This window comes from Myxococcales bacterium, assembly GCA_023898405.1.
In the GTDB taxonomy this organism is placed as follows: domain Bacteria; phylum Myxococcota; class UBA727; order UBA727; family JABDBI01.
Genome location: CP060221.1, coordinates 938,973 through 957,184, shown reverse-complemented (window position 1 = coordinate 957,184; position 18,212 = coordinate 938,973). Strand labels below are relative to the sequence as shown.

The following is an 18,212-nucleotide window of genomic DNA, read 5'->3' as shown; positions in this document are numbered from 1 at the left end:
ATGGTTGTTTTAGAAATTCCTCTTTCATCAACGGATCCTCATTTTGAGCAAAAGAACGAAATCTTTGGCCAGAGTTTTATTTTTGAATTTGAGTGGATCGAAAAAGAAAATACCTGGTTGCTGCATATTTTTGATGACACAAATTATCCTCTAGTTTTGGGATTAAAGCTTCAGCCACAATGGCCTCTTTATACATATGGAATGGGGATTAATCGCATTTTGCTCATGCTGATACCGACTAAACCGGGGGCAACTTTAAGTCGTCATAGCTTAAAGACAGATTTTTTACTGGTGGCCCGTGAAACTCTTTGACCGCGTAATAGAACTTAGTGTTGGTAATACCGATATATCAGGCCTTGATATCGTTTTCGAGATTGAAAAAGATTTAAATCCTGAACCAAATCCGTGTCATATTGAGATCTACAATCTCAGTGCCAAAAATCGACAAGTTCTATCAAAAGCAGGCAAAGCGCCAGTCATATTGAAGGCAGGTTATAAAGACAAAGTAGGCGTAATTTTTCATGGCGATATGACCAGCTTGAGACATGAAAAAGATGGACCAACGTGGAAAACTTTTCTAGCCACCGGTGACGGCGCCTTAGCTATACAGACGGCTCGCATTAATAAGAGCTTTACCAAAGGAACTCGGGTAAAAGACGTTATCAAGGAAATTGCAAAACAATTAAAGCTGCCCTGTGATAGCGCTTTAAAGCAGCTGGAAGGTATCGGTGAGACCCTTGCGAGAGGATTTTCCCTTAGCGGCTGTGCCATGGACGAGCTAATCCGCATGCTAGGGCAACACGGTCTTAGCGCTTCAATTCAAAACCAAGCCCTACAGATTATAAAGCATGAGGGTTTTCTTTTGGGCAAGGCTATCAGTTTGACCGCAAACTCTGGCTTAAAGGCAAGCCCAGGAATTGGCAGCGATAAAACTCTTTGTATCAGAGCTGTATTGATGCCTGAGCTTTTACCGGGAACTCAAGTTCATGTAGAATCGCAGACCTTCACCGGTTTTGCCACCATTCAAAAAGTGCGTTTTTCTGGTTCTAATTTTGGTGAAGAGTGGGAAACAGAAATTTTCGGAAAAACGAATTAAGTTTTCTTTTTCTCTAATTCAGAATCAGATTTGAAGAACACCATTAACGAAGCATCTTTTTCAGCCCGTTTCTTTTGTTTCTCTTCTTCTTTGGCTTTTTTGATCTTGTCGCGATGAGCTCGATATTTTTCCTTGCGAGCCTCTTTCATCTTTTCTTTGAGAGCTTGAAACTGTGGATCAGCATCCCGCTTGGCTTTGGCCTTCTGGTAAGCTTCTTTTCGTTTTTGGCGTAGCTCTTCTTTGGTTAACATGGCAACAAAATTATCTTGAATTTTCTTGGGTGCAACCCCCACTTTTTTAGCATCCCTCTTGGGTGCCGCGCTTTATAATGGCGTCCATGAATCAAATACCCACAACAGCACAGCTTATAAAGCAAGCTATAGAAAACCGATTATTGGATGTTCATACAGCTATTATCGGCCGCATTGAGCGTTATGATCATCAAAAGCAGCTCGCTGATATTCAGCCGGTGTTGAAAAACAAAGAACAAGCTTTACCATTGCTGCTTGATGTGCCGGTGCTTTTTCCACGGGCAGGTGGTTTTTTTATTTCTTTACCTATTCAAGCGGGGGATTTTGGGTAGTGTTGCAAACAATGACAGAGTACAAAGAGGCCCCTCCAATAGGTTAACTTACATTTCAAGAATTGGGTCACTCAGTCCAAATTGTCTGTTGATGAACTTTTTAATTGATAGTGAACTTTTATCTATTAAGTGGTAGAGCTGACCTTTGAATAGCATATGCATTGTTTCAATTCCGCGAATTGTGTTGAAGGCTGTCTTGTAAGAGAAATAGCCCATGCTATGCCGTGTTTTCCATTTTATCCTCCTGTGATCCTGCTCTATAATATTATTTAAATATTTGCTTTGCCTAAGTTCCACATTGAGATACTTACCTTCACTTTGAAGTTGAGATAAGGCAGCCGGATATGATGGGTGGCGATCAACAGTTAAAGTCCGTGGTTCAGCGCTCCTGCGTAGCCTTGATAACTTGCCTAAAAATAGCTTGGCAGCTTTTTGATTTCGGGTTTTGCTAAGATAAAAATCAATAGTCTGTCCCCATGAATCGATAGCCCTATAGAGATAGAGCCACTTTCCCTTTACTTTGACGTAGGTTTCATCAAGCTTCCAAGAATCATTTGGTGATTTCAAAAAGTAGCTGGCGCGCTTTTGTATCTCTGGAGCATAGTGCTGAACCCATCGGTAGATTGTTGTATGATCGGCATTTAGACCACGCTCTTTCATCATCTCTTCTAGGTCACGATAACTGACCCTGTAACGAAGGTACCAACGTACGCAAAGAAGGATTGCTTCGCCTTGATAATGCCGCCATTTAAAATCTGATGAAGTGTGTTTTCTCATCCCTCAATATTAGTAAAAATGGAGCCCATTCACAAAATCAGGATTTTTTGCAACACTACCAATTTTCTTTTGCAATTTTCAAACCAATCCTCTATTACACCCCAGAGGCTTATATTAAAACTAAATATGCTCTACAAGGACGGTTTACGTGAGTAAAAATTTGAAAACAAAAACCAATACTTTTAAGTATTTGTTGAGCGCGAGTCAAATCGAAACATTTTCCTCAATAGTATTGTAGAGTTTTTTAAAATCTACTTTGGCAATAGCATTCCAAGAAGTCCCGTTGTAGCTAGCACCGCTATAGCCTGAGCAAAGGTTGTCAGGGGTATCTATGATCCATTTGCGTGTTATGCCATCGCCACCAGTAAATTCTTCTCTTAGGTTAGTGGTTGGATCGTAGTCCATTATGTTACGTCCGAGATTGATATATTTTTGCAGTGTATTAATGGACTTAAATATTTTTTTAAAACTTAAAGACGATATATCGTTGTTATCTTGCCAAAAAATACAAGTTTCTGTGTTACAAAATGCGACCACTTTTTTTCGCGCCCAACAATGGCCGTTTCCGTCTTCAGTAAATATTGTTTGGTAAGTTCTTTGAACTACATAATTTTGTCCATTGGCAGCATGGTGTGAATAAAGGATATCATCCTGTAGTTCAGAAAAAAGCGAAAAACAAAAAAGAAGCGGAATGCAGAAAAAAAAGTATCTTTTTTTTGACATAATTTCTCCAGTATTATGATGTGATTATAGGAGGGTGTTGAGTTGGAAAATAATTTATTGCTTTTTATGGGGAAATTAGAAGGGCTAATCGTTGAGATATATTGCCTGATTTATTTCCTTTTCCAGCTGCTCGCGCTGTTGTGGAATTATTTGAAAAAACACCCAAAAAACCTATGTTATAACTCTCAAAAATTATTTATTGGCCAAAGCTCTAATGATGGAGTCGCTGGTAATAGCTCCTATCATTTTTCCTGATTTATCCTGAATGATCATCGGTCTTTTAGTACGCCCCATAGCACTGATGAGTTCTTTAATGCTTAAATATTCGTGACCTAAAATAATATCATTTTCACTAAAGGTGCCACACTGGAAAAGGGTCCAGGGAATAATTCGCCCCTCAATATCACCACAGATTGAGCGTCGAGGTCGTCCCTGATTATCCAGTAGACAACGAAATGTACCGCCATCATCAAGAAATACAGCACTATGATCGCTATTTGTTTGAAGTTCATTCATGTTGGTCATGATCGTGTGGGCGCGCAGAAGTTGGGTGTGATCTGCATGCTGTAAAAATTCTCGGACATATTTATTTTTGGGATGGGATAATAGTTCTTGTGGGCGATCCACTTGAATCATTTTCCCCTCATGCATAATGGCAATGCGTGAAGCAATTTTAAAAGCTTCGCTTAGATCATTGGTGACAAAAATAATAGTTTTTTTGAGATATTTTTTCATGTGCAACAGCTCTTGTTGCAACTGGCATTTTAACAGTGGCTCCAAACTAAAAAATGGTTCATCCATCAATAGTATAGGAGCGTTGGTTGCAAGGGCTCGAGCTAGATTGACCCGTTGTTGCATGCTGCTCGATAAATCTTTGGGGTAGTGGAGATAGTAATCACTCAAGCCAAGTAATTTGAGTGTTTCGTAAGCCCTTTGTTCTCGTTCAGATTTTTTAACACCAGCAATTTCCAAACCCAAACTGACATTTTCTAAAATGTTTTTCCACTGAAAAAGAGCCGATTTTTGTAACACCATAGAAATATATTGAGTTCGGATGAGGCGCAACAACTTGGGTTCAGCGCCAGCTATTGAAAAATGCTTTGGCTGTGGATTATGAACACAAATATTAACAGCGCCTCTGGTGAGAGAAATTAATCCGTTTATTGCTCGCAAAAGTGTTGATTTGCCCGCTTCAGACTCCCCCATGATGACAAAAATCTCACCTTGATCGACGAATAAATTTACACCCTGTAATGCGATGGTATTGGATGTTTGGTTTTTTATTTGTTTGCGATCAACACCTTGATCCATGAGGGCGAGGGCCTGAGGCGGTGATGGTCCAAATACAATATCAAGGTTAGCTATGGTAATGGTGTGCATGATAGGTCTCAATCCTTTCCGTTAAAGGATTTCGGCAGCATATAAACAATGTTACTTGTAAAAACTGAAGCATGCTTAAAGTGTGTATCTAAACAGAGCAATTTTTCATAAATAGAACTGATTTTGTGCGCAGAGGCTCATGTTTGGCCAATATACTACGCTCTTTTACCCCCCAAAAAAAATTACTCCAGGCAAAATTGCTTGATACTATCAATAAGGCTGTTATGAAGGGGCAAAAAGGAGTGTTGGATAATTTATTAAGCCCTGGTGGTGCTGGGTGGAATGCCCTAGAGGCAATAGATGATTAACCCCCACAGCGCCTAACATAAAAATGAACTATTTTGAAGACTGTTTGTTTAGCTCAATAGCTGGGCAACTCTTTGCTCATCGACGTAATGCTGCCTTACATCGCCTAATGCGTGAGGAAGAATAAATTTTAATCCTTGATGATCTCGTTTTTTATCGTGGGACATTGCCAAGATAAGCTCCCCTTTATCGATATTTTTAGGAAGCGCTGATGGCAAGTGATATTTTTCTAAGAGCGTGAGCAACTCTGGACGGAAGTCACTTTTTAGAAAACCTAAATTGTATGAAAGTTGAGTTGCTAAAACGAGTCCTATTGCTACTGCCTGGCCATGCTTTAGCCGATAGTCGGTGATTTTTTCAAGAGCATGGGCAAAGGTGTGACCTAAGTTTAAGCAAGCGCGAATATTTTGTTCGGTGGGATCGGCAAATACAATTTCAGTTTTAACGCGCACTGCTCTTTCAATAAGCAAGCTTGACTCTATTGGGGCAGCAGCCAAATCTTCAAATAGTTGAGCATCACCAATAATGGCGTGTTTAATTATTTCAGCCATACCGCATGAATATTCTTCGCTAGGCAAAGTCTTAAGGATAGTACTATCAATGATAACTGCATGAGGATTGTGAAAAGCACCCACCAGGTTTTTACCGAACTTGGTATCAATACCAGTTTTACCGCCTACTGATGAATCGACCATAGCTAATAATGTAGAGGGTATTTGAATGATGGGAATTCCTCGCATAAAAGTAGCCGCAGCAAAGCCTGCTACATCACCAACATTACCTCCACCCACGGCTAAAATTATTGTTGAGCGATTGCATTTTTGCTTGAACATTTGCTCATGAATATGGTGGATACTTGTAAAATTTTTATTTTCTTCACCGTCTCTAATAGTGATGATGGCGGCATCATCATTTTTATTTATCTGGTCGATAGAGCTTTTTAATGTGATGGCAAGATTATCGCTGCTAACAATAATTTTTTTGTAATTTCTAAAACCCAAAGCCATTATTATTTCGTTGATTTTTTCTATTGATTTTTCTCTGATAAAAATCGGGTAATTTCTCTGCGTGCTTTGAACTTTGATAGTTTTTAGGTGAGAAATTTTTTTTAACGAGTCGTATCGATCGATAATTTCTAAACAAGTCTGTTCCTTGTCTTCATGATTCACGTCAATCGTGTGAGAAAAGTTCATATACAGCGGGCGTCTGAATGTATAAAGATTTTTAAGGCGCAGGTTTTCTTCTTGAGAGTTGTGCATTCCTAAGGGCCGCTTGGTTGATTTTTTCAGCCTTTTTGAAATCAGCGCAAAAGATGCATCAAGAAAGAATAATTCGCCTAAAGCTTGTAAGATAGTAAGGCTTTCAAAAAAAGTTGGGGTGCCGCCGCCACACACGATAATAGAATTTTTTAAGTTGGCGAGTTTTTTAAGCATTTGAAGTTCTAAAGAACGAAAATAAAGCTCGCCTTTTCGGGCGAAAATTTCTTTGATGCTTTGCTGCTGTTCCTGCTCTATCAAGCTATCGAGATCATAGAGCGCTAAGCCAAGCTTTTGTGCCAACATAGCGCCAACGCGCGATTTGCCACAGGCCATAAAACCACAAAGTATTATGTTATTAGCTATCATAATTAAACCGCCAAGGATTTTTTTTCATAGTGAGCTCGCCAAGCTTGGCCTGATGCGTATGCTCAAAGGCTTTTAACATAGCTAAGCGATGATCACCGCCAATTTTGTCCATCAGGGCATTGAGTAAAACCACACTCATCACAGCTTCACCAATGACAGCTGCTCTTTGTACGGCGCAAAAATCACTGCGCTCATAAACAGTGAACGCAGATTGATTGCGGTTTAGATCAACACTTTTGCGTGGAGTAAGTGTGGTGCTGATAGGTTTCATGTAGGTGCGCACTACCAGAGGCATGCCATTGGTCATGCCACCTTCAAGCCCTCCGGCTCTGTTAGAAGTGCGCTTAATTTTTTGTTCATCAATACTAAACTCATCATGAACCTGAGTGCCCATGAGCTGAGCATTTTTAATGCCTTGGCCAATTTCAACAGCTTTCATAGCTGGAATACTCATCATGGCTGCTGCAATAATTCCGTCAAGTTTACGATCGTAGTGAACATAGGATCCTAAACCAGGAATCAAGCCCAAAGCTACAGTTTCAAAAATACCTCCGAGGGTATCTTTGTTTTTCATTACTTGATTTATATGAGTTTTAATTTCATCGATGCGGCCACGATCGCTAAAGGCAAATTCATTGGCGAGAGAGTTTTGATAGGCCAATAGATAATCTTCATCGTTAAGGAAATGATCAGTTGCAGCATTTATTGGGCCAACACTTGTGACATAGGCCATGACTTTAATACCGAAATGAGAAAGTATTTGTTTGCAAAGACTTCCAGCAGCTGTTCGTATGGCGGTTTCTCGTGCTGATGCGCGCTCTAAGGATAATCGTAAGTCATCGTGATGGTATTTCATGGCAGCAGCAAAATCAGCATGGCCAGGGCGAGGAGCCACCATCGGCTCAATGGCCTTATCTTGCCAGTTTTTATAATCGAGATTGATAATCTCTAATGCTACGGGAGCGCCTGTGGTTTTATTTTCAACAATACCAGCGCTTATATGGACTTCATCCTTTTCGATCTTCATGCGACCGCCACGGCCAAAACCTTGTTGTCTTCGCATTAAGTCTTCATTGATTAAATTTTTATCAATGACAAAGCCTGCAGGGAGTCCCTCAATAATGCACGTTAATTTAGGCCCATGACTTTCGCCCGCAGTGAGAAATCTAAGTGTAGCCACATTAACCTCTTTTTTTATGTTTAATTATTTAGTTAAATGAGCCAGTTAAAAGTATTTTAAGTAGCTTTGATTGAATAGTTAATATTTGTGTTTTAATTTGTTTTTCATGCTTTTCTTCGGGTAGTACCATGTCACGACTATGTCTGTATATGATAATTGCTTGGTTGTCATCTTGTGGTGGAAACAAGGGAAGGTATGAAGAGGAACTTGATCAACTTAGGTTAATGGTCAACAGCGTCAACGCACAGATGAGTACATTAGGCTTTCCTGTAAATACTGATACAGTTAGTTTAGCCGTTGAAAATGCCAGCGCTATGTCATCTTGGTTCAATGATATTAGAGATGAGTCCAGACAGGAAAATAAAAATTATGTAGCTAGTGCTCCTCCTAGGCGTGATGATAAAGATTCGAGATTAGCTTTTTATGATCCCAACACTAAAACCTTGGTCTTTCGAGATGATGTTCTAGACAAAATTTCAAATGCTTACTTGGCTCATGAACTGGCGCATATTTATCAGGATCAGCGGTGGGGTCTAAAAAATATTTGGCGCAGCTATCAGGATGCTCCATCCCCAGAACTATTTAACATTACTCAATATATGATTGAAGGTTATGCGGAACTTGTGAGAAAAGCCTATGAACAAAAATATAGCGATAATAGCAAAGAGGCCGCTCACTTAAGTTTTGGTTTAGAAAAATTATTTAGAAATGAATGTGTTGTGTGTAGGCAAGGGCAGTCAGCTCAAAATTTACCCTATACCTTGGGTCTAAAATTTTTACTACATCAGTACCAAGAAGGTGGTTGGCCCTTGGTAGAACACTTTTTAAAAACACTTCCAGCATCGACTGAGCAGATTTTACATCCAAGCAAGCTCAAGAAAGATAGCCCAAAGCAGGTTAGTTTTCCCTTGTGGAAAGAAAATGGCAGAAATGCAGAATTAATTTTAGATGCTCCCATGGGAGAAGCGTCTTTGCTGAGTAAACTTTTATCGTTGGGAGTACCGAATTTCAAAGCTTTTAGAAGTGCCAGCGGTTGGGATGGAGATCAAGCTCAAATTTATCTCACCAATAAAGGAGAGAAGGCAATGCTGTGGCGCATTGTGTTTGATAGAGAAATGGATGCCAAACAATTGGCTGATACACTTGAACATAATAAAGATGCAGGCCATGTTGAGCGCGTTGGTAGAGTTGTTGATTGGGTAAGCTCAAGTAGTCCAGGTTTAATCGCCAAACTAAAAATATTTTTAAGCAAACATCCTCAAGAGTTTGGCGAAAATTATCATGATAGCGCATCAACTGAAATGGTAGAACTCAAAGCCGTTGAAAGTGGAGTGCAATTTTTTAATTATCCAAATAGAGCGAGGATTGTCATTGGTCCTAAGAAACATTAGAAGAGAATTCGTTAAATATTTTTAAAAAGCCTCTAAAAATTTTCATCTGAAAATTCAAGGGAATTATGTCAACCATCAAAATATATCCACAAAAAAATATAACCGGCTCCACAAAAATACCCGGAGATAAATCCATTAGCCATCGAGCACTCATGTTTGCTGCGTTGGCAAAGGGTACAAGCGAAATAGAAAATTTATTAGAGGGACATGATTGTATGGCCACGCTGCAAGTTATGCGTGCTTTGGGCGTGCATATTGAGCTTAAGCAAGAAAGTTGGTTGGTGCATGCTCGTGGAGTTCAGGCTTTACTTGAACCTACATCGGTGCTTGATTGTAAAAATTCTGGAACGACTATTCGTTTGATGGCGGGCCTTTTATCAGCTATGCCCTTCATGTCTATATTAGACGGAACAGACCAGATAAAATCCCGCCCCATGGATAGAGTAATTGAGCCGCTTAGAGAAATGGGGGCTCAAATTTTTGGTCGAGCTCAAAATCGTCTTGCTCCATTAGCAATTGTTCCTGGACAATTAAAAGGTACTTGTTACGAACTCAAAGTAAAAAGTGCTCAAGTAAAAAGTGCATTGATACTTGCTGGACTTTTTGCATCTGGCGAAACAGTGATCAATGGAACACGATCTACCAGAGACCACAGTGAGAGACTGCTGTCTTTTATGGGCGCAGATATTCATGTGAATGATGACAGTCTTAGGATTGCTCCGCTAAAAAATGATTTGCACGCTTTTAAAATGAAAATTCCTGGAGATATTTCTTCTGCTGCATTCTTGTTAGCGGCAGGTGCTCTTCTTGCTGAGTCGGGGATAGTGCTCAAAGAGGTGGGAGTTAATCCTACTCGTACGGGGATTGTTGATGCGCTACGCATGATGGGTGCTTCAATCGATTTACGTTGTCCAAAAGAAAGTGCTCATGAGCCAATAGCTGATATTCATATTAAAAAAAGTAAACTTCATGGAACTCAATTTTTTGGGGAGCATGTGGTGCGCATGATTGATGAAATTCCTCTGCTTGCTTTGATTGCTACCCAGGCTCATGGCGCAACTATCATCAAAGATGCTCAAGAGCTTAAAGTGAAAGAATCAAATCGCATCACAAAAACTGTGGAACTTTTATCGTCCTTGGGAGCAGATATTAAGGAAAGCGATGATGGCATGAAAATTATTGGGCCAACTCCACTTAAGGGGGGAAAAGTTTCAAGTTTTGGTGATCATCGTTTAGCAATGATGATGAGCATTGCAGGGTTGATAGCCCAAGAGCCAGTGGTGATTAAACAGGCCCACGTGAGCGACGATAGTTTTCCCGGATTTTACGATTGCATAAGTAAACTTGGAGGAAAAGCTGAGGTCTTAGATGATTAAATCATTGGTGGGATTGATAGGTTGGCCGCTTTCTCACAGCCTGAGTCCGGCTATGCATAACGCAGCATTTAGATATTTAGGTCTTGAAAAATGGATGTATGTACCTTTGCCGGTGTCAAACTCAGACCAAATAAAAGAAGCATTGTATGGGCTAAGAGCGCTAGGATTTTTTGGGGCTAATGTCACTGTGCCTTACAAAGAAACAGTGCTGCCATACATGAATAGACTCAGTCCGAGCGCCAAAGCAATTGGAGCCCTAAATACCATCTCGATAGATTCTCAAGGCGATCTTGTAGGATACAACACCGATGGAGATGGTTTTATCTGTGATCTTCATGAGCAGGGTATTGATGTAAGTTCAATGAATGTTTTGTTATTGGGGGCGGGGGGGGCAGCTCGTGCAGTCGCTCATGCTTTGCTCGCCAATGGCTGTACACGATTAAGTATTGTCAATAGAACTTATTCACAGGCAGATTCTCTTGCTCAATTTTTAGTTTCTAAGTTTCCTCAATCTCATCTTGCGGCGGGAGAATTTACTAAGCTCACAATTGAAAGAATGCTTCCTGCAGATTTGGTGATTAATGCCACGAGTGTTGGACTTGATTCTCTGTCTGGAGCGATGCCGTGGGACAAAAGTATAAAATTTAGCAAAAATCAAATAGTTTACGACTTAATTTATAATCCATCGCAAACAGAATTTTTGAATAAAGCTCAAAGGGATGGAGCGCAGGTTATCAATGGATTAGGAATGCTTGTCCAGCAAGGAGCGTTGGCGTTTAAAATTTGGACAGGGCGCGATGCACCTTTGCAAATAATGAGAGATGCTGCTTTGGGGGCTTTATCGATAAAAAAATAAATTGACCGCACAACAAATTGTCCAAAGTGCCGATGACAATAATAAAACTCCATTATTAGTCGGAGGGCAAAAAGTGAATAAAATGTTGCGGGCTATTTTGTTGTTCTCAATTGGATTTTTTTGTTTTCAAGCCATGACACAGAGCTTCTTTGAAGACGAGTTTAAACGTATCAACCGCATTATTATCAATACCTTTTCTCCTAAAGTTGCTAAAAAAAATGCAGAAATTGAGCTGAAAGAAATTTATGAAGGCTATGGGGGAGCATTTAAGGTTGATTCAGTGCGTAAGCCCTTAGGAGAAAATCGTTACATTGTGACTCTCACTGGAGAAGGAGCAGAAAATGCTAATACTCTTGCTATTCGTGCTCTTTTTGCATGTCATGAAATGGGCCATATACTTGGTGGTGCTCCATTTCAATCAAAGAGACTTGCTGATTGGTCATCGGTTGAAGGGCAAGCTGATTATTGGGGAGCGAGTGAATGTATGTGGCTTTATATCAACAATGAGCAGTCTCGGGTTGTTATTCATTCATACGAAGAAGAGCAAATTAAAGCGTGCAAAGAACATTATGAATCAGAAAAAGATCAATTGGGGTGTTTACGAATTTTGTCAAGCATCGATGCCTTGGTTGCTCACTGGAATTTAAATCGTGAAGAAGATAAAAAGCTGAGTTTATTTGATACAGATCCAACTGTGGTAACGAAAACTTTGGAAAAACATCCGCCAAAAGCCTGCAGAATACAAACCATGGTTAATGGTGCTCTGGGAATGGAGCGTCCAACGTGCTGGTTTAAATCATAAAGCAAGCTTGGCGAACAGAAATTACTTGTTTATACAACGCTCCACCTTGAGCGTTTTTTTGTGAGAAATTTTTTTATGTATAGATTAAAAATATTATTTTTATCGCCCTTCGCTGTATTACTTATGGTTGCCTCTTTAAATGCGTCTAGTGAAGCAGAAGAGTTTTCACAAGTATATAAAAGCAGAGAAATAGAAAATATTAGCAAGTTAAAACAAGCAAGCGATAGGCGATACTGCACTATTGCCAAAGTTGTTCATAAAAGTTTCTTTGATTTTTATAGTATGGAAGTTGAGGGAGATTTTTCTTGTATAGAAGATTATGAAATCGTGAAAATAGAATTTAGGGCAAAAAAATCTCAACAGGAAATAAATAATAAGAGTTTAGAGTTACACCCAAGCATGAAAGATATTATCGCTCCTGAAAAAGATTTTATAATCGAGTTTGTTAACGATCTGATGGAGCAATTTGTTTCTCCTGAACAAAGGCTTAGGATTAAATCACGTGTTTCCTATGAAGACTCGAGCCACATAGGTGAGCTGTTAGGCCCCCTAGAGCCGGATTATCATCGTGTATACCTGGCCTGGCATTCTTGGTGTCCGTTTATGTAATGTTTGTAAAAAATAAGAGCTTAGTTCTCAAGCTCATAAACTATGAGCCTTGATGAGAAAGAATTTGTTTTAAAAGATCTTTTCTTTTATCGCCATAAATTCTTTCAAGGGTAGCATCCCGTCCACATGCCTTTCGATAATTTTGATAAGCGCTTGGATTGCTATTGCAATAGTTTTGATGATAATTTTCCGCGGCATAAAAATCTGACTGCACTTTGATTTGTGTAAGGATTTCTAAGTTTGGATAATTTTCTTTTAGCCAATGAGTAGATTTTTCAATTTTTTCTTTTTGAACGTCGTCTTGGTAAAAAATTACGCTTTGATATTGGCTGCCGGTGTCGCAAAATTGTTTATCTTTTACAGTGGGATCGATACTAAGCCAAAAAAATTTTAAGAGCGTATCAAAGCTTATAATCTGTTCGTTGTAATGAACTTCTATGGCTTCAACATGGCCTGTAGTTCCTGTGCAGACTTGTTTATAGCTGGGGTTTTTTATTTGACCTCCCATGTAGCCTGAAACAATTTTTAAAACGCCGGGGATTTTATGGAAATCAGCTTCTACGCACCAAAAACAACCGCCGGCAAAATAGGCGATATTTTCTTGGGTAGTGGAGAAAAGATTTAAGTAATCGCCATAGCCTTCTTTGGCCATATTTTTTTTGGGCACAAAGCGCAATGCCGCTGAATTGATGCAATAGCGTTTGCCACTTGGTTGAGGACCGTCATCGAATACATGGCCTAAGTGCGAGTTAGCATTCTTTGAACGCACTTCAGTTCGAATTCTTAGCAACTTATAATCGGGTTTTTCTATAATATTGCGAGAGTCCAAAGCTTGATAGAATGAGGGCCAACCAGTTTTAGAGTCATATTTATGTAGGGAACAAAAGAGAGCCTCACCCGAAACAATATCAACATAAATACCCTCTTCTTTGTGGTTCCAAAATTCATTGTTAAAAGGAGGTTCTGTGCCATCGCACTGGGTGACTTCATATTGTAAGGGAGTAAGTTTGTCTGATTTATCACTCATAATCGAAGCTCTTAAAAAAGGTTATGTGGCAAAAGAGGACAAGCCTTTCAAAAATATCAGTGTTTGCTAGAATTTTCGATGATGAATTTCAAATAGTATTTCATTGGGCAAAATAAGTGATGTGTCCCATTATAGTTATTTGCAACAGAGCCAACTTTGTGTTCTAAAAATTCGTATCAACATTAAAGAGTGCAATTTCAAAGAATAATAAGTTTTACTGCTAAGGACACATAAATCTTTGCTTGAGCTCCTGTTTAGCATCTACAACAGTTCTTGTTCTATTACCCTTAGGATTAAATTTAGAATCAATTTTAAGCTCAACAGCAATGGGAGCTCCTTTTAGGCGTTCATTCAACAGATGGCACACAGGTGCGTGGTAATTCTGCTTAAAAAATTCATCCTTGAGCAAGGAGAGATTTTCTAATATTTCCACGTAGGAAAAAAAAGGAAAAGTTGCAAACTGATTCATATCTGGAGAAGAGTAGTCTTGATTTGACTCCGCCATAAAGGATCCATAAAAATATATTTAAAACCCTTATGATCTTTCTTGATAAGCAAACTTGTAGCGTGAAAAATCATGCCAACAGAATTTAAAGCCAAAGAAATAGCTAAGTGCTGATCTTTTGAATTTGTTCCTAAGGAAAAATTATAGAGCTCTTCAATATTTTTATTAGCTTGAGGCCAACTAAAGCTATCGTTAATCAAAGTTGCCGCATCAAAAATCTCATCATTTGATAAGTTTTTATTTTAAAAATAAAAAACCCAGCGATAAAGCTGGGCTTTTTTGTTAATCAAAGTTCTTTAATTTTTAATTAGTTGTTTTGGTCTTCTTGCGCTTTGCATGCTTCTTCAAATTTTTTGCTCAGAGCAACAACTGCGAAAATCCAAATAACAATGAAGATTGAAAAGATAACAGTAAGATGAGGAACCACTGCGCTCAGCGGTCCAACTAAGGCAAAAAGAGCGATTTGGATATATCCACCACCGGATTTACCAAAACGATTAGCAACAACGTCTACCGCAGCTTTACCTCGCATCTTGGATTCGTCATCGAGAGGAATGTAAGCCATTTCTTTGGTTGGATCAAACAGAGCATATTTAATACTCTTGCTCAAAACATTTTGCGATAGACCAATCAGCACACCCAAAAAGAGCGGTGAAATACCAAAAGCAAGACCCAAAGGAGAAACAAGTTCAGGTGAAAGTACGCATAGGAAGAACAATACTCCTGTGGCTCCTAGCACAACTGGTGTGGCGAGTGCAGCGAAACGCCATCCTAATTTTCTCACTAAAATGGAGCCAACAAAAATAGCAATGATAGTAGCAATACCGGTAGAAGTAGAGAGATAGCCCATGAAAGCGGTGTATTCATTTCCAGTAGGAAATTGTTTTCCAACCTGTCCTTTCCATGTAACTTCCACAAAGTTGATAGTGATTCCGTAGCAAATCACTAAGAGTGCAATCAATCCAAGGTACTTAGAACGGATAAGGTGTTTAATACCGTCCATGACAGAAAGTTTAAGCTTGGTTTTCTTAGGCTTTTGTTTTCTTTCAAGAGCAACTTTTTCTAAGTACTCATCATTGAAAACATATTTATTTAAGTAGAAATAAATAGCCAAAACCAGGAAACCACAAAAAGTCATTACGGCTGTTAAGTAATTTATGGAGACGCCCCAAGGATCTACCCCTTCTGGTAGTCCCTTACGAACTTGTGAAAGCTGATTAACTACAACACCAGAGAGGGCCGTGAAAACATTTGCCAACAAGTAAAAGTGAGGATAAAAGCGTTTGGCATCGGTGACACGGATTACATCGTTAGCGAATTGCCAAAACATCAATGCAGAAACTGCGGCTCCCCATAACTCTGACATCGTATAAAACAAAGAAAAGGTCCATACTCTATAGACATCCACCAAGCCTCTTAGTCCGCTAGGAAGAAAAGCTTGAAGCTTGTCAGCGCTTTCTGTTGGATGAAGATAGGGGTGAAGAGGGTAGAGTACTGCGGCAAAGAAAACGAAGAATGCCAAAAAACCACCAATGATGGTGTAGAAAAGAGCTCGTTTATTGAGCAAGCTTGAGAGTTTTGCGTAGATAAAGAAGAAAACCAATGCCATTGGTAATACAACAGCACCTTTTAAGTATGGAATGATTTCCGAGGAGCCCGTGGCTGTAATCACCAAGCCATCTTTCATGTTTCGGGCTACGGTGTAGTTGAATAGAATCAAACCAACCATGCTTGCCATCGGCAACCAAATTTTATGTTCGTTCCCATAGATGGGCCAAAGTAAATCACGTGCCTTAGAGGCAAAGGATTTTGATTGTACTGTATCGTTCATGAATTAACCTGTTAATTTATATAATTCGATTTAGTTATCGCTGCTAAAATTTAGAGCCCGTCCTATATAGCATTACTACGGCAGGAAGGCTATGGGCAAATAATATAAACTTAGCGAAAAAAATATAAGAAAAGACTTTTATTTTATTAGGTTTAACTCCCGGAAAAAAAACGAAAATTTATCCTGAAAGAACATAATCCCTTGTTTGGGAAGTAAAAAAAGTTGTTTTAGGAATATCAGCGGTGCAAACCTTATTGATTAACTCAGCGAGATCATTCATTTCTTTCTTTTTCATGATCTTTTTACTAGAAAGAAAGGGCATAAAAATTAATTACTCGATAAAACGAGAGAAAATAAATAATTGAGGGAGCTTTATGGCGCCACGAAAAAAAACATCGACTACTGCTGCGAAAAAAACTACCACAACAGGCAAAAAGGGAGTGAAAAGAAAGCCTGTATCTACTTTGTTGAAATCATTGCCTGAAAGTGTTGAGCATATTCAGATCGTGCAACAGGTCGCAGGGGTGTTGGAAGAACTGCAAACCCGCGTGTGCGATGTTAAGGATGAAGCTAAAAAAGAACTCAACAAGCTTATGAAACTCTATGAAGGAAATTACAAAGGCTTGGAGAAAAAAGTACATCAAGTTACCACTGAGGCTAAAAAGCAAGCTCAGATGAGCATGATTCACCTCTTACAAAAATGGCATGAGCACAAAGAAAAGCTTCCACAACCTTTGACCAAAGAAATAGAAAAAATTATTGAGCAGATTGGGACCGCTGCGCAAAAAAGAGTAGTTCGAAAAAATGCTGCTACTAAGCCCGCTAAAAAGACAACAACTCCCCGAAAGACATCCGCAACAAAACGAACCACTTCTTCTGCTACAAGAAAAAAAACTGCCGCGGTGAAGAAAGTGAAGGCGTCGACTGTTAGAAAAACAAGTACTTCTTCTAATCTTACTCCGGGTAGTGAGTCGTAATTCTTTGAAATCCAACTGTAAAAAAAGAGCCTTCATGGATATCTAGTGAAGGCTCTTTTTGTAGGACTTTTTATGCGCGCATGGCAAATAAATAAAAATTTCGGACTTGATAACTTTCAGCTTGTTGAGCGGACTGATTTGAGGCTTGAACCCCATCAGGTTCGAATAAAGACTAAGGCATGTTCATTAAATTTTCGTGATTTAATGGTGATCAAGGGGGCGTATAATCCAAAGCAGCCATTGCCTCTGGTACCAGTTTCGGATGGAGCTGGTGAAATTGTTGAAGTTGGATCTTTAGTCAAGAATTTTAAGGTTGGTGATAAGGTTTGTGGAACATTTTCCCAAAATTGGGACTATGGCCGTGTTGGTGAATTCGCTCAAAAATTCACACTTGGAAGTCCAATCGATGGAATGCTGAGTGAGTCAGTAGTACTAAGCGAGCAAGGGATTGTTAAGTATCCTTCTTTTTTGAGCTTTCAAGAGGCGGCAACTTTGCCCTGTGCTGCGCTGACGGCTTTTAATGCTATGACTCAAGAGTCGGATTTTAAAGCAGGAGATACCATTCTTATTGAGGGCACTGGTGGGGTATCACTGTTCGCTTTGCAATTTGCTAAGAGACTGGCTATCAACAGCATTGTTATTTCTAGTTCCGATGAAAAACTTGAAAAGGTTCGAGAGCTTGGCGCTAGCCATACGATTAACTACCTCAAAGATAAGGATTGGGACAAACAAGTTCTTTCATTGACTAATGATCAGGGAGTGGATGGTGTTATCGAAGTAGGCGGTGCAAAAACAATCAATAAAGCGCTTGCATGCGTAAAACGAGGCGGCTTTATTGGGGTTATTGGAATTTTGAGTGGTACAAGTCTCGATTTTGATCTCATACCAATTTTAATGCGGCAAATCAGAGTGCATGGGATATTTGTGGGATCAAAATCGATGTTTGTGGCGATGAACAGGGTGATTGAGCATAGCAAACTTCATCCTGTGATCGATAAGGAGTTTAGCTTTTTAGAAGCACCTTTAGCCTTTCACTACATGGAATCGGGCGCCCATTTTGGCAAAATCGTCATCAATATGGAGTAAGTTCTAAGATTCTTTAAAAGAGGTTGTGGTTTTTTGTGGAGCCACTAATACTTTGCTAACAAACTTAAAAAAATTTTAATAC

At 39.3% G+C, this 18,212-nt stretch carries 20 protein-coding genes; 11 read left to right on the top strand and 9 right to left on the bottom strand.

The window, feature by feature from the left end; translation table 11 throughout:
- Together H6731_04315 and H6731_04310 are read left to right on the top strand one after the other, a co-directional pair.
- Entirely contained in the window at positions 1 to 312 is a 312-nt protein-coding gene (locus H6731_04315) for a hypothetical protein (protein ID USN51641.1), read from the top strand.
- Positions 299 to 1,096 (top strand): hypothetical protein, encoded by a 798-nt coding sequence (locus H6731_04310; GenBank protein USN51640.1) that lies wholly within the window; start codon positions 299 to 301, stop codon positions 1,094 to 1,096. Before H6731_04315 ends, H6731_04310 begins: the two co-directional genes overlap by 14 nt.
- On the opposite strand, the gene H6731_04305 is transcribed toward H6731_04310, so the two are convergent.
- Entirely contained in the window at positions 1,093 to 1,389 is a 297-nt protein-coding gene (locus tag H6731_04305; protein ID USN51639.1) for a hypothetical protein, read from the bottom strand. The two genes, H6731_04310 and H6731_04305, sit on opposite strands and share 4 nt — an antisense overlap.
- A gap of 44 nt (positions 1,390 to 1,433) precedes the next feature.
- Here H6731_04305 and H6731_04300 point away from each other — a divergent pair, with 44 nt between their 5' ends.
- Positions 1,434 to 1,679 (top strand): hypothetical protein, encoded by a 246-nt coding sequence (locus H6731_04300; GenBank protein ID USN51638.1) that lies wholly within the window; start codon positions 1,434 to 1,436, stop codon positions 1,677 to 1,679.
- Positions 1,680 to 1,727: 48 nt separating this feature from the next.
- Here the strand turns inward: H6731_04300 and H6731_04295 are convergent, their stop codons facing one another.
- The 3 genes from H6731_04295 to H6731_04285 form a co-directional block, all read right to left on the bottom strand.
- Complete coding sequence (locus H6731_04295) at positions 1,728 to 2,456, bottom strand: IS6 family transposase (protein ID USN51637.1); 729 nt, start codon at positions 2,454 to 2,456, stop codon at positions 1,728 to 1,730.
- Between the two features lie 204 nt (positions 2,457 to 2,660).
- On the bottom strand, positions 2,661 to 3,179 hold the full coding sequence (locus tag H6731_04290; GenBank protein ID USN51636.1) for a hypothetical protein: 519 nt from the start codon (positions 3,177 to 3,179) through the stop codon (positions 2,661 to 2,663).
- 192 nt (positions 3,180 to 3,371) lie between these two features.
- Positions 3,372 to 4,559: an ATP-binding cassette domain-containing protein gene (locus H6731_04285; GenBank protein ID USN51635.1), complete on the bottom strand. Its 1,188-nt coding sequence runs from the start codon at positions 4,557 to 4,559 to the stop codon at positions 3,372 to 3,374.
- A gap of 143 nt (positions 4,560 to 4,702) precedes the next feature.
- Here H6731_04285 and H6731_04280 point away from each other — a divergent pair, with 143 nt between their 5' ends.
- The gene (locus H6731_04280) at positions 4,703 to 4,867 is read left to right on the top strand and encodes a hypothetical protein (GenBank protein USN51634.1); all 165 of its coding nucleotides are present in this window, start codon (positions 4,703 to 4,705) and stop codon (positions 4,865 to 4,867) included.
- A gap of 48 nt (positions 4,868 to 4,915) precedes the next feature.
- Here H6731_04280 and aroB read toward each other — a convergent pair whose 3' ends face one another.
- Both aroB and aroC read right to left on the bottom strand, forming a co-directional pair.
- Positions 4,916 to 6,490 (bottom strand): 3-dehydroquinate synthase, encoded by a 1,575-nt coding sequence (aroB, locus tag H6731_04275; protein ID USN51633.1) that lies wholly within the window; start codon positions 6,488 to 6,490, stop codon positions 4,916 to 4,918.
- Positions 6,480 to 7,670: a chorismate synthase gene (gene aroC, locus H6731_04270; protein USN51632.1), complete on the bottom strand. Its 1,191-nt coding sequence runs from the start codon at positions 7,668 to 7,670 to the stop codon at positions 6,480 to 6,482. The genes aroB and aroC overlap by 11 nt, the downstream gene beginning before the upstream one ends.
- A 128-nt stretch (positions 7,671 to 7,798) precedes the next feature.
- Here aroC and H6731_04265 point away from each other — a divergent pair, with 128 nt between their 5' ends.
- From H6731_04265 to H6731_04245, 5 genes are all read left to right on the top strand, one after another.
- Positions 7,799 to 9,061 carry a hypothetical protein gene (locus H6731_04265; protein USN51631.1) on the top strand — a complete coding sequence of 421 codons (1,263 nt, stop codon included), beginning with the start codon at positions 7,799 to 7,801 and terminating at the stop codon, positions 9,059 to 9,061.
- A 65-nt stretch (positions 9,062 to 9,126) separates the two neighbouring features.
- Complete coding sequence (gene aroA, locus H6731_04260) at positions 9,127 to 10,437, top strand: 3-phosphoshikimate 1-carboxyvinyltransferase (GenBank protein USN51630.1); 1,311 nt, start codon at positions 9,127 to 9,129, stop codon at positions 10,435 to 10,437.
- A complete protein-coding gene (locus H6731_04255; GenBank protein ID USN51629.1) occupies positions 10,430 to 11,293 on the top strand; it encodes a shikimate dehydrogenase in 864 nt (287 codons plus the stop codon). The genes aroA and H6731_04255 overlap by 8 nt, the downstream gene beginning before the upstream one ends.
- Positions 11,294 to 11,366: 73 nt before the next feature.
- Entirely contained in the window at positions 11,367 to 12,095 is a 729-nt protein-coding gene (locus H6731_04250; GenBank protein USN51628.1) for a hypothetical protein, read from the top strand.
- A 75-nt stretch (positions 12,096 to 12,170) separates the two neighbouring features.
- Positions 12,171 to 12,704: a hypothetical protein gene (locus H6731_04245; protein USN51627.1), complete on the top strand. Its 534-nt coding sequence runs from the start codon at positions 12,171 to 12,173 to the stop codon at positions 12,702 to 12,704.
- A 40-nt stretch (positions 12,705 to 12,744) separates the two neighbouring features.
- Here the strand turns inward: H6731_04245 and msrB are convergent, their stop codons facing one another.
- The 3 genes from msrB to H6731_04230 all read right to left on the bottom strand — a co-directional run bounded on the left by msrB (position 12,745) and on the right by H6731_04230 (position 16,067).
- Positions 12,745 to 13,731, bottom strand: a complete 987-nt coding sequence (gene msrB / locus H6731_04240) for a peptide-methionine (R)-S-oxide reductase MsrB (GenBank protein USN51626.1) — start codon at positions 13,729 to 13,731, stop codon at positions 12,745 to 12,747.
- Between the two features lie 220 nt (positions 13,732 to 13,951).
- Positions 13,952 to 14,236, bottom strand: coding sequence for a hypothetical protein (locus H6731_04235; protein ID USN51625.1), 285 nt, complete (start codon positions 14,234 to 14,236; stop codon positions 13,952 to 13,954).
- Positions 14,237 to 14,543: 307 nt separating this feature from the next.
- On the bottom strand, positions 14,544 to 16,067 hold the full coding sequence (locus H6731_04230; protein USN51624.1) for an NTP/NDP exchange transporter: 1,524 nt from the start codon (positions 16,065 to 16,067) through the stop codon (positions 14,544 to 14,546).
- 374 nt (positions 16,068 to 16,441) lie between these two features.
- Here H6731_04230 and H6731_04225 point away from each other — a divergent pair, with 374 nt between their 5' ends.
- Together H6731_04225 and H6731_04220 are read left to right on the top strand one after the other, a co-directional pair.
- A complete protein-coding gene (locus tag H6731_04225) occupies positions 16,442 to 17,044 on the top strand; it encodes a hypothetical protein (GenBank protein USN51623.1) in 603 nt (200 codons plus the stop codon).
- A gap of 72 nt (positions 17,045 to 17,116) precedes the next feature.
- Complete coding sequence (locus tag H6731_04220) at positions 17,117 to 18,130, top strand: NAD(P)-dependent alcohol dehydrogenase (protein ID USN51936.1); 1,014 nt, start codon at positions 17,117 to 17,119, stop codon at positions 18,128 to 18,130.
- The last annotated feature ends 82 nt before the right edge of the window (positions 18,131 to 18,212 follow it).

Bases quoted from the DNA above. Each gene is read 5' to 3' on its own strand.
- H6731_04285 (USN51635.1), bottom strand. From the start codon at position 4,559: ATGCACACCATTACCATAGCTAACCTTGATATTGTATTTGGACCATCA.
- H6731_04265 (USN51631.1), top strand. From the start codon at position 7,799: ATGTCACGACTATGTCTGTATATGATAATTGCTTGGTTGTCATCTTGT.
- H6731_04220 (USN51936.1), top strand. From the start codon at position 17,117: ATGCGCGCATGGCAAATAAATAAAAATTTCGGACTTGATAACTTTCAG.
- H6731_04245 (USN51627.1), top strand. From the start codon at position 12,171: ATGTATAGATTAAAAATATTATTTTTATCGCCCTTCGCTGTATTACTT.
- H6731_04225 (USN51623.1), top strand. From the start codon at position 16,442: ATGGCGCCACGAAAAAAAACATCGACTACTGCTGCGAAAAAAACTACC.
- H6731_04300 (USN51638.1), top strand. From the start codon at position 1,434: ATGAATCAAATACCCACAACAGCACAGCTTATAAAGCAAGCTATAGAA.
- H6731_04295 (USN51637.1), bottom strand. From the start codon at position 2,456: ATGAGAAAACACACTTCATCAGATTTTAAATGGCGGCATTATCAAGGC.
- H6731_04235 (USN51625.1), bottom strand. From the start codon at position 14,236: ATGGCGGAGTCAAATCAAGACTACTCTTCTCCAGATATGAATCAGTTT.
- msrB (USN51626.1), bottom strand. From the start codon at position 13,731: ATGAGTGATAAATCAGACAAACTTACTCCCTTACAATATGAAGTCACC.
- aroB (USN51633.1), bottom strand. From the start codon at position 6,490: ATGATAGCTAATAACATAATACTTTGTGGTTTTATGGCCTGTGGCAAA.
- H6731_04255 (USN51629.1), top strand. From the start codon at position 10,430: ATGATTAAATCATTGGTGGGATTGATAGGTTGGCCGCTTTCTCACAGC.
- aroA (USN51630.1), top strand. From the start codon at position 9,127: ATGTCAACCATCAAAATATATCCACAAAAAAATATAACCGGCTCCACA.
- H6731_04230 (USN51624.1), bottom strand. From the start codon at position 16,067: ATGAACGATACAGTACAATCAAAATCCTTTGCCTCTAAGGCACGTGAT.
- H6731_04290 (USN51636.1), bottom strand. From the start codon at position 3,179: ATGTCAAAAAAAAGATACTTTTTTTTCTGCATTCCGCTTCTTTTTTGT.
- H6731_04315 (USN51641.1), top strand. From the start codon at position 1: ATGGTTGTTTTAGAAATTCCTCTTTCATCAACGGATCCTCATTTTGAG.